Origin of the sequence: Gilvibacter sp. (genome assembly GCF_013214815.1) — a bacterium.
Classification (GTDB): Bacteria; Bacteroidota; Bacteroidia; order Flavobacteriales; family Flavobacteriaceae; genus Gilvibacter.
This window is the reverse complement of the sequence record NZ_JABSPU010000035.1, coordinates 17,578-28,224: the sequence shown is the minus strand read 5'-3', so window position 1 is coordinate 28,224 and position 10,647 is coordinate 17,578. Positions and strand designations below refer to the sequence as shown.

The 10,647-nt window shown below is 44.4% G+C and carries 7 protein-coding genes; 3 read left to right on the top strand and 4 right to left on the bottom strand.

What is annotated here, in order from left to right:
• Nucleotides 1-3,442 (bottom strand): choice-of-anchor L domain-containing protein (locus HRT75_RS08705; RefSeq protein ID WP_291185287.1); only part of this gene is annotated, 3,442 nt, incomplete at its 3' end.
• 416 nt (nt 3,443-3,858) lie between these two features.
• Between HRT75_RS08705 and HRT75_RS08700 the strand changes: the two genes are divergently transcribed.
• The 3 genes from HRT75_RS08700 to HRT75_RS08690 all read left to right on the top strand — a co-directional run bounded on the left by HRT75_RS08700 (nt 3,859) and on the right by HRT75_RS08690 (nt 7,252).
• Nucleotides 3,859-4,764, top strand: a complete 906-nt coding sequence (locus tag HRT75_RS08700; RefSeq protein ID WP_291185285.1) for a NifU family protein — start codon at nt 3,859-3,861, stop codon at nt 4,762-4,764.
• A gap of 108 nt (nt 4,765-4,872) precedes the next feature.
• A complete protein-coding gene (locus tag HRT75_RS08695) occupies nt 4,873-5,073 on the top strand; it encodes a dodecin family protein (protein WP_291185282.1) in 201 nt (66 codons plus the stop codon).
• 64 nt (nt 5,074-5,137) lie between these two features.
• Entirely contained in the window at nt 5,138-7,252 is a 2,115-nt protein-coding gene (locus HRT75_RS08690) for a thioredoxin domain-containing protein (protein ID WP_291185279.1), read from the top strand.
• On the opposite strand, the gene tsaB is transcribed toward HRT75_RS08690, so the two are convergent.
• From tsaB to HRT75_RS08675, 3 genes are read right to left on the bottom strand one after another with little or no spacing between them, the layout of a single operon-like run.
• Nucleotides 7,249-7,908, bottom strand: coding sequence for a tRNA (adenosine(37)-N6)-threonylcarbamoyltransferase complex dimerization subunit type 1 TsaB (gene tsaB / locus HRT75_RS08685; protein WP_291185275.1), 660 nt, complete (start codon nt 7,906-7,908; stop codon nt 7,249-7,251). The two genes, HRT75_RS08690 and tsaB, sit on opposite strands and share 4 nt — an antisense overlap.
• Before the next feature lie 6 nt (nt 7,909-7,914).
• Nucleotides 7,915-9,201 carry an efflux RND transporter periplasmic adaptor subunit gene (locus tag HRT75_RS08680; RefSeq protein WP_291185272.1) on the bottom strand — a complete coding sequence of 429 codons (1,287 nt, stop codon included), beginning with the start codon at nt 9,199-9,201 and terminating at the stop codon, nt 7,915-7,917.
• A 3-nt stretch (nt 9,202-9,204) separates the two neighbouring features.
• The gene (locus tag HRT75_RS08675) at nt 9,205-10,647 is read right to left on the bottom strand and encodes a TolC family protein (RefSeq protein WP_291185269.1); all 1,443 of its coding nucleotides are present in this window, start codon (nt 10,645-10,647) and stop codon (nt 9,205-9,207) included.

The following is a 10,647-nucleotide window of genomic DNA, read 5'->3' as shown; positions in this document are numbered from 1 at the left end:
CAAAGGTCGTAGAACCGTCCGCGATCGGATCATCACAAAGTTCAATGGTTGGGAAGCTGCCGATATCTGTTGCAGGTAGGACGATCAGCTCCAACTCCGTAGTGGCAAAACAGCCCGTGATGGAGTTCTCAATGCGCGCATACACGATCTGTGGGTTGGCGATGTTCGGGTAAGGCGATACCAGTGCCGTAGCTGGGTCTCCGGCCTCGGCCAAGGCCAAGGTCAGATAGTAGTTCACAAACACATCCGGTTGTCCTCCGATGATGTCAGCATCAGCCAGGGTCAGATCAAACAGCGCTACATCGTCCGCATCGTTGTCGCAACGCTCCAATGGAATTGGCGGGAAGGCCGTAGGTGGCGCATAAACGATAAGCTCTAATGGCGTGGTATCGTGACAGCCTGTGGTGGAGTCATCGATACGCGCGTAGATGATCTGTGGATTACTCGTATTGGTAAACGGACTGGTCAGTGCTGGCGTGGCAGCATCAGCCTCTGCCTCGGTTAAATAATAGCTTACACTCAATGTTGGGTCGCCGCCAGTGATCTCCGGATCTTTTACCGTCAGATCAAAAGGTGCAAAGCCGTCCAAGACCGCATCGTCACAAATACCTAAGGGCGTTGGTGTGACAAAGATCGGTAGTGGAAGTACTTCCAACTCAAAAAGGCCAATGGTCACACAGCCGTCGGAGTTCACTACCCGTACATAGATCGTCTGCGGATTACTCGTGTTGGTATAGGCGTCTGCCGGAGTAATGGCAGGAGTTCCTGCTGAGGCGTCCGCAGCCGTCTCGTGATAGGTAATGTCCAGACCAGTGGGGTCTGCCGCAATCTCAAAATCCCAAAGCGTGAGATCAAAGACCGTAAAGCCGTCCGCTACATCGTCGTCACAAAGCTCATAGGTGGGTAGCGGGGTGGCCAGAATCACAATAAGTTCCAACTCCGTGATATCAAAACAGCCCGTCAAGGTATTTTCTATTCGTGCGTAAACCGTCTGTGGGCTCGTGACGTTGGTATACGGACTGGCCAGTGCTGTAGCTGGATCACCGATCTCGGCCTCCGCAAAACTGAAGTAGTAGTTCACAAAGACGCCCGTCTGACCGCCAATGATATCCGCATCTGCCTGGGTCAGATCGAACTCATCAAAACCGTCCGTGTCCGTATCACACTCCTTAAGCGAAACTGGAGGGTTGGCAAATGGTGTGTCTAAAACAACCAGATCAAAACTCTCGATCACAAAACAGCCTGTTGCCGTAACTTCGATACGCGTCCAAATGGTCTGTGGATTGCTCGTGTTGGTATACAGCAAAGGAAGTGCTGGAGCGCCAGCCTCCGCATCTGCCAAAGAAACAAAGTAGTTTACCGTAAGCAGCGGATCATCCGCGGTCATCGCCGTGGTCACCGTGCTTAAGTCAAACTCCGTGGCATCGTCTAAAGTACCGTCGTAATCACAAAGCTCGTAAGCTACTGGTGGGGTAAAAACAGGTAATGGGTTAATAATTAGATCAAACTCTCCAACAATGGAACAGCCATCACTATTCTCCAATCGCACATAAATGGTTTGCGGATTGGACGTATTGGTATAAGCGTCCGCTGGGGTAATTGGAGAAGTCGCGGCATCCGCATCGGCAAGGGTCTCATAGTAATTGATAACCAAGCCAGTTGGGTCTGCAGTAACGTTGGTGTCCCAAGTAGTTAGATCAAATACGAAGAGTTCATCGGCATCATCATCACAAACAATGAAATCTGGAATTGGATCTGCCAGCACCGGAGTATCGTACACGATCAACTCCAACTCCACAATACTGAAGCAACGTGTTAAATCATTTTCAAGACGCGCATAAACAATCTGCGGGTTTGAGGTATTGGTATAAGGACTTGCAAGATCACCCGTTGCACCCGCTTCAGCATCTGAGAGCAATTCATAGTAGCGCACATTCAATCCAGTACCGCCGTCAATGATCTGAGCATCGGCGTCGGTAAGGGTAAATTCAGCAAAACCATCATTATCACGATCACAAATGGTCAGCGGATCTGGTGTTCCTGGGATCGGCGCTGGGAAAAATTCAACCAAAACCTCATCGCCAACGGTACATCCAGAAGAAAAAATAGCCTCTAAACGATACAAACCAGGAGTATCAATGATAATTGTTGGAGAGGTCTCCCCTGGAATGGCATCGAACATTCCCGTAGCATCATTGAATACATACCACTGATATGTGGCCCCTGGAGCACCACCTCCAGAACTCAAACTAACAGTTTCTCCTTCACAAGGAGCTGAACCATCAGAAATCAAAATATCATCTCCTAAATTGATATCAATATCAAAACTCCCCGCCTCAATGAAAACTGCCGCATCATAGAGGTCATCTTGGTTATCTGCAATTACTAATTTAATGTTGTAAGGATCTCCCGGAGTAACCATCCCCATAGCGGTTAGGACCGTGGTTTGACCGTTAAAGTCAATTGGCGCTGTGGTCTCATCAGCAAAGGGTGCAAAATTATAGGTGTCAAAATAGATCTCATTGACCGCTGCACATTGACCGGGAACTTCAGGACGAATGTTGGTTACCTGAATTGGAATTGCAGTTCCTGGCAATACAGCCAAATTCTCCACCACTCCTGTAGCGGTATTGGTCAAAATAAAAGCAAACGAATCTGAGAAACTACACTCAAAGTTTTGATTGTATTCCTCCGAAGCAAAAATAAAGTCGAAGGCAATTTCTGGGATAGATGGAACGAAGTCAAACTGAATGTAGGATGCATTGTTCAGATCACCAGGAGCAAGTCCTAAGATAGCAGCAAGATCTGCATCTCCCGGCCAGCCTCCGGCTCCAAGAATTTCATCATTAGGACCTTCGGCAGCCTCTGCAGACCCCGTGGTTAAGATCACACCTTCAGCAAAAGGGAATCCACTTCCTTCAGCACTGAAATAACCGATCCCATTAACATCTCCAAAATCAATTCCCGTACTTGAGGTATAATTAGAACTCTCTGCACAAGGGCTATCGATCAAAATATCCTCTACTAATTCTTGTACGGTATAGGTAGTGGTGTCTACGTCAATAAAAGGAGACAAAGGAATGTCTGTAGGCAAAATACAACTGATGGCAGCTTCCCAACCCGCTCCAAAAACAACCGTATTCGATTGAAATCTCAGTGTCAAACAACCCGTTGTCGTCGCAGGCGAGGTGTAAACGGTACCTGGCGATGTAGGCCCACTAAATGAACCAATAATAGGCGCTGTGGTATCTGGCCCATCATAGATTGTGAGTATATCCCCTCCTGTTTCTGTAGCAAAAACTGTAAAGTCTAAAGTTACAGCCATGCCAGCGGTATCCGGACAAAAAGTGATTGTAAAATCTTCTCCATTCGCATAAGGCCCTGCAGTCCCGCCGGAATCCACAAAGGTTCCTGTACAGGTGTTGAAGGTACCATCCTGCATGACTATAGTTTGCGAAAAACCATAGGTACATGCTAAGAGGAAAAAGAGGGATAGTAATTGCTTTTTCATCGCTTTGGTCGGTTGTTGGTTATATGCTTTAAGCCTTACCCTAAGTACGTTAGAGCCTTACAAGAAACTGAGATATTCTGACAATCGCAATTAATTGAGGGCCTAATACTGAGTGAAAAGTAGAAAGTTCTTAAACCTACTTCGGCATAAACAGTACTTATACAACAGTTTAATGGCAAAAAACCCGAAGCGGTTCCTAAATTTTCTTAAAAACCCAAGCTGTTGAATGCCATTTGTTTCGCAAGACAAGCAGTCGGGAAAAATTAACCTAAAAATGAACCAGAATTGCCCAAAAATACTTGAGTAACCCCAGCGGCATTTTGTAATTTTGCACAAAATTTATTCGCATGGAAAATCGTCGCGTCACTATTGAGCCAACTTCACAACCTGCCATTGTCAAATTTGTTACAGATACCTTCCTGACCCAGTCAGAAAGTTTTGAATTTGCAAATATTGACGAGTCAGGACGCAGCCCTCTGGCTAAGGAATTGTTCTTTTTACCTTTTGTAAAGACCGTGTACATCTCACAAAACTTTGTGGCTATTGAACGCTACAATATAGTGGAGTGGAATGATGTCCAAGATCAAGTGGCCGATCAAATTGCGGAATATCTCGAATCTGGTAAACCCGTGATCACTGCGGCGGAGGCTCCTAAGAACGTTCCTGTTTCTGTTTATGCCGAGGTAACTCCTAACCCAGCGGTAATGAAGTTTGTTGCCAACAAAACTTTGGTGAACGACACCTACGAATTCAAAACCTTGGAATCTGCAAAGAATGCTCCGCTAGCATTGCGTTTGTTCCGCTTTCCTTTTGTGAAGGAAGTCTTTATGAGCGGAAACTATATTTCCATCATGAAATTAGAGGGGATCGAATGGCAGGAGGTCACTCAAGAGCTTCGTGATTTCATTACCCAATACGTAGCACAAGGCAAGACCATTTTAGACGATGCTATCCTTACAGAAGAGCGTACCCCAGAAGCTCAAGTGATTCCAGTTAAGCCACAAGAGTTGGAAGGAATTTCAAAAGAGATCGTTGAGATCTTGGATGAATACGTAAAACCTGCAGTTGCTGGTGACGGTGGAAACATCGCTTTTGATTCTTACGACGCGAACACCAAGACCGTAAAAGTGATTCTACAAGGCGCTTGTAGTGGTTGTCCTTCAAGTACCGTTACCCTAAAGAACGGTATTGAAACCATGTTGCGTGAAATGCTTCAAGGCAAGGTTTCTTACGTAGAAGCGATCAACGGTTAAAGGCCTCTTTTTTCGACCAAATACATCTGGGTTAAAAATACCTTAATCCCCTGCCCGATTGGTTCTGGGTAATACTACTTTGGTGCTGTAATACTAAACAAAAGAGTTATGGCAGTTTTAAAAGTAATCGAGGTTTTATCTAATTCTAATGAGAGTTGGGAAGATGCAACTAAGAACGCGGTAAAGCAAGCGGGTAAAAGCGTAAAGAACATTCGTTCGGTATATGTCCAAGAGCAGAGTGCAATTGTAGACGGAGATGAGGTTACTGAATTTCGTGTGAATGTTAAAATCACTTTCGAGGTCAAATAGACTTTGAAATTCGCTAAATTTATGCGCCATATCTTAACAGGTATGGCGCATTTTAATTCTACCCATGTACAAGTCATTTCTCTTGTCGATTCTTGCCGGTTTATTACTCCTCGCCTGCAACTCAAACCCTAACGCTGTGGAAGACTACGCTTACACCAATTCGCTGATCCATGAGACCAGCCCTTATTTGTTGCAACACGCTCACAACCCAGTGGACTGGTATGCCTGGAACGATTCCACCTTAGCTAAGGCCAAACGAGAGAACAAACTCATGCTTATAAGCGTCGGATATGCCGCTTGTCATTGGTGTCATGTTATGGAACGCGAGTCTTTTGAAGATACTGCTGTAGCAGCAGTTATGAACGCGAACTTCATCAACATTAAAGTAGATCGTGAAGAACGCCCGGATGTGGATCAGATCTATATGAACGCGATCCAGCTGATGAAAGGTCGTGGAGGTTGGCCACTGAATGTTATTGCCTTACCTGATGGTCGACCTGTTTGGGCAGAGACCTATGTAGCCAAGGAAGAATGGAAGCGTGCCTTGTCACAAATTCAAACTTTGTATGAAGACAGTCCGGAACGTTTAGTGGATTATGCCGCACGATTGGAAGCAGGTATTAAATCCTTAGATCTGGTACAGATCAATCGGGATGAGGTGGATTTTTCTGCACTCAAGACAGACAGTATAGTCACCGCTTGGAGCAGTCGTTTTGATGAGAAGGACGGAGGAATCGCTCAAGCGCCTAAATTCATGATGCCCAACAACTATCATTTCCTCTTGCGTTATGCAGTTGAAACTGAAGACCAGGAGCTCTTAGAGTTTGTAAAGCTCACGCTTAAAAAGATGGCCTTTGGTGGTGTTTATGATCAGGTCGGAGGCGGTTTTGCCCGTTATTCTACAGACATGCGCTGGCACATTCCGCATTTTGAGAAAATGCTCTATGACAATGGGCAATTGGTCAGCTTGTATAGCGACGCTTATTTGGTGGATCCGAATCCACTCTACAAGGACATTGTCTATGAGACCTTGAATTATATTGAGGAAGAAATGACCCATGAATCGGGAGCTTTTTATTCCTCCTTAGATGCAGACAGCAAAAGTCCAGATGGTGAATTGATAGAAGGCGCCTATTATGTCTACACGGAGGCCGAGATCGATTCGCTAATCACAGATCGCCCTGAATTATTCAAATCCTATTACAACATTAACGATTACGGCAAATGGGAAGAAGAAAGTTCTTATGTGTTGATTCGTCAAGAAACGGATGAAGAATTCACAGCGGCTAACAATATAAGTCAAGCAGAACTCAATGGCCTGAAATCTCTGTGGAAAGAAAAACTCGGAGTCTATAGAGATACGCGTCCAAGACCCGGTTTGGATGATAAGAGCCTCACCTCTTGGAACGGGCTCATGCTCAAAGGTTATCTAGATGCCTACCGAGTTTTTAGAGAACCTAACTTTTTGAGAGCAGCTACTAAGAATGCCAACTTCATCAAAGACCAACAATTGAAATCAGATGGCGGTCTTTGGCACAGTTATAAGGACGGCAAGAGTACCATTAACGGTTATCTGGAAGATTACGCAGCGGTAATTGACGGATTTATTGCCATGTATGAGATCACCTTTGATCAGCAGTGGTTGGATCTTTCCAAGCAACTTATGAAATATGCCCAAACGCATTTTGGGTATACAGATTCCCGCTTGTTTTATTTTACTTCTGATGAAGACGCTCAGTTGGTGAGCAGAAGCATTGAATATCGAGACAATGTGATCCCTGCCTCCAATTCTATTATGGCGCATAATCTATTAAGATTAGGACATTATTTTGACCAAACCGATTGGATCAAAGACGCTCAAACGATGTTGCACAATGTGCTGCCAGAAGTAGCGGCTTACCCAAGTAGTTTTAGTAATTGGCTGCAATTGGGGCGCAACTTTCAAAATGAATTTTACGAACTCGTAGTGGTTGGTCCAGAGGCAGAAGCTGTTTTAGCAGAGATCAACAAAACCTATATTCCAAACAAAATGATCGCGGCAAGCAGTAGCAGTAGTGATGCTCCGCTATTGAAAAATCGTTTTATTGAGGGCGAGACTTTTGTCTATGTCTGCGTAAACAATACCTGTAAGTTACCGGTAAGAACTGCGGAAGAAGCCCTACCGCTGATGGGCTACTAACCCGGCTGGAAGGCTTTGAGATAATCGGGTTCAAAGTAAGCCAGATCTGCGAAATCTCCTGCTTCATATTTGGCTTGCGCTAGAGCAATCAATTCCTTGGCAGAAGGCAATTTCTCATTGACGAATCGTGCGTTTTCATGAGTGCAAACCTCTGAGAATTTCTCATTGGCCGTGCCGATGAATGTTACCGGACCTTTACTTAAATAATCAGAAAAACTTTCGGCGTCTAAGATTTGTGGTTGCATGGGAACCAACTCTTGATGGCTATGGTCATAAACTGCCGTATAAGCTTCCATACGGCGCGCATCCAACATAGGAATCAAATACCCTTGATCTGCACTTAATTGGCGAACCAAGCTCTCTAAAGTACCTACAGTAATTAAAGGAATGTCTAAGGCAAAGCACAAGCCTTTTGCAGCGGAAACTCCAATTCTGAGGCCCGTATACGACCCGGGGCCTGCGCTCACGGCTATAGCGTCTAGATCATTCTGAGTGAGACCTGCTTCTTTTAGGATCTCATCAATATAAACGTGCAATTTCTCTCCATGGGAATACTTGGAACCGTAGTCTTCTTTGACCAATACCTCACCCTTGGAATCGACAACAGCCACCGAACAATTCGTGGTGGCTGTTTCTAATGCCAGTATTACTGCCATAGTATTTTATTCTTCGCTATCTGGTTCTGCAGAGAAGTCTGATTCTTCTTTGATCGCATCACCACATTTGAGCAATTTAGTTACTGTATTATACGGACCAGTTACTACTACGTCACCTTCTTGCAGACCAGAAATGATCTCAATGTTCGAATCGTCTTGAATTCCAGTTTCTACCACACGCAACTTGGCTTCTTCACCAGACTTGACGTAAACAGTTTCAAACTTCTCTTGGTCTCCAGACTGCGTAGTACGCGCTACTGGACCACGAGTACAGGTAGTATCAGTCTTCACTACAATAGCACTGATCGGCACACCGATGGCTTTTTCACGCTTGTTGGTAATGATATCTACTGTGGCGGTCATCCCAGGACGGAAAGGTGAAAAGAACTCAGGCTTGCCTTCTAAAAGATCTTGATAAGAACTCGGAAGGATACGCACCTTAACTTTAAAGTTAGTCACCTGATCTGCAGTCAAAGTACTTTCTGCAGAGTTTGCGATCTCTGTAACGATCCCCTTGAACTCACGCTTTAAATAAGCGTCTACCTCAACTATGGTAGAATCTCCAAGAGACACCTTTACGATATCGTTCTCATTCACGTCTACCTCAACTTCCATATTGGAAAGATCAGCCACACGCAAGATCTCTGTACCTGCCATTTGAGCGGTACCTACTACGCGTTCTCCCAGTTCGGCGTCCAATTTAGAAATGGTTCCATCCATAGGAGCATATATAGTGGTTCTGCCCAAGTTGTCACGACTCTGCTTTACAGAGGCCGCAGCACTTTGTACGTTATAGAAAGCCGATTGCTTGTTGGCTTGAGCCACCTCATATTCCTGTACGGAACGGTCCCAATCTTGCTTAGAGATCACTCCCTTTTCAAAGAGTGATTTGTTTCTGTTATAGTTCAACTCAGCATTTTTAAGGCTCGCTTCTGCCTGTGCTAAATTGGCACGAACACTCTGCAAACTCGCTTGAGTTTGGTTCAAAGCCGCTTGAATCAAGTCTGGATTGATGCGAAGTAACAAATCGCCTTTATTGACTTGTTGACCTTCTTTCACCAAAAGCTCGATAATCTCACCAGATACTTCAGAAGAGATCATTACCTCTACTTCCGGTTGGATCTTTCCAGTGGCTGCCACCGTTTCTACGATGTCAATAGGTTCAATTTCGGTGAGTTCTACCTTGCGGTAATCGCCATCACCACCAATGGTACCTGATTTGCGTAGCATTATCAAAGCGACTAGTCCAAGGACTAAGACGGCAACAATGATGATTAGTGTTCTTTTACTCATGGTTTAGAATTTTAGCTCTGTAGCCGGGATTCCGAAGTAAAGTTCCAGAACCTTCAGCCTAAAAATATAATCGTATTTAGAGCGGTTGACCTCAATCTGCGCGTTGTCATAACGCAACTTGGATTGACTAAAGTCAAACGCATTGGTAATACCTACATCGTAGCGATCCTTAGCGTATTGATACGCCAATTCCTGCGATTCCAAAGCAACGATAGCTGCTTCATATGCTTTCTTAGAACCTTCTGCATCAACATAAGCCTGATATACATTAGACTCAAGGTCGAGTTTGGCTTGCTCTAACAAGAACTCTTGACGCTTCAAATTCACTTTACGGCGCTTTACGTTGTTACGCGTAGAAAAGCCGTTAAAGATAGGTACATTCATCTGTAAACCGTATGAAATACCATCATTTAAGTACAATTGATCTACAAAGGAACGCGGAGGCAATTCCTGCAGAATTGTATTAGGAACAATTGCAGATACCGTTTGCCCGGTCTCATTTACAAATCCGATTTCTTGCACGCTGGTAGGATCGTTTGGATCTACCACACGAGAGAACTGAGATAGGTCAGACTCACGAGTGTTGTAGTTAAAGAAAGCGTTGATCGTTGGATAATAGTTACTTCTAGCAATCTGTAGATCTTTTTGTGCTAGATCAACATTAGCTTGAGCGATTTTCACCTCACTACGATTCTCCGTAGCTGCTTGGAAGATCTCAGAAGCGGTTTTTTCAATGATACCTTCATCAACAAGGTTATAACCTTCGTCTTCAATATCAAAGCTGGCATAATCATCTAAAAGCAATAGCTGCGCTAAACTGATCAAAGAGATCTTTACTGCGTTCTCCGCCACTACAATATTTTGCAATTCTGTTGCATTGGTGGCCTGAATCTCCAAAAGATCTCCTTTAGGAAGAATACCTCCGTCTACCAATTCTTGCGTTTGTGCAATGGATTGTTGCGTTACTAGATTCTGAGCTTTCAAAGCGTTTACGTTTGCCTTGTTCAATAGAATCTGCAAATAGCTATTGGCAACCAATAAGGAAATGTCATCTTTCATTCGAGACAGTCCGTAATCTGCTGCAAGTTTAGCGATCTTAGCACGTTGCATGGTGCGCAGGTTTTGCAAACCAGCAAACACACGAACTCCGGCGTTAACTCCCAAAGAGAAGTTTCGCGAAGTTTGGGTCTCCAAGATCCCTGTAGTAATATTTTGAGAAAGACCTGTGTTCCAGAAGTTGGAAGCACTACCGTTTAAAGTCGGTAAATAGTTTCCAAAAGCGTCAACTTTATCAATTGCCGCATTCTCAATATCGAGCATACTTTGCTTGATGGAAATGTTGTTTTCCAAAGCATAGGTTACACATTCTTTTAACGTCCATTTTTTCTGACCAAAGGCCAAAGTGCTTACAAAAAGCGAAAGGAACAGGACAACAAGCTGCTTCAT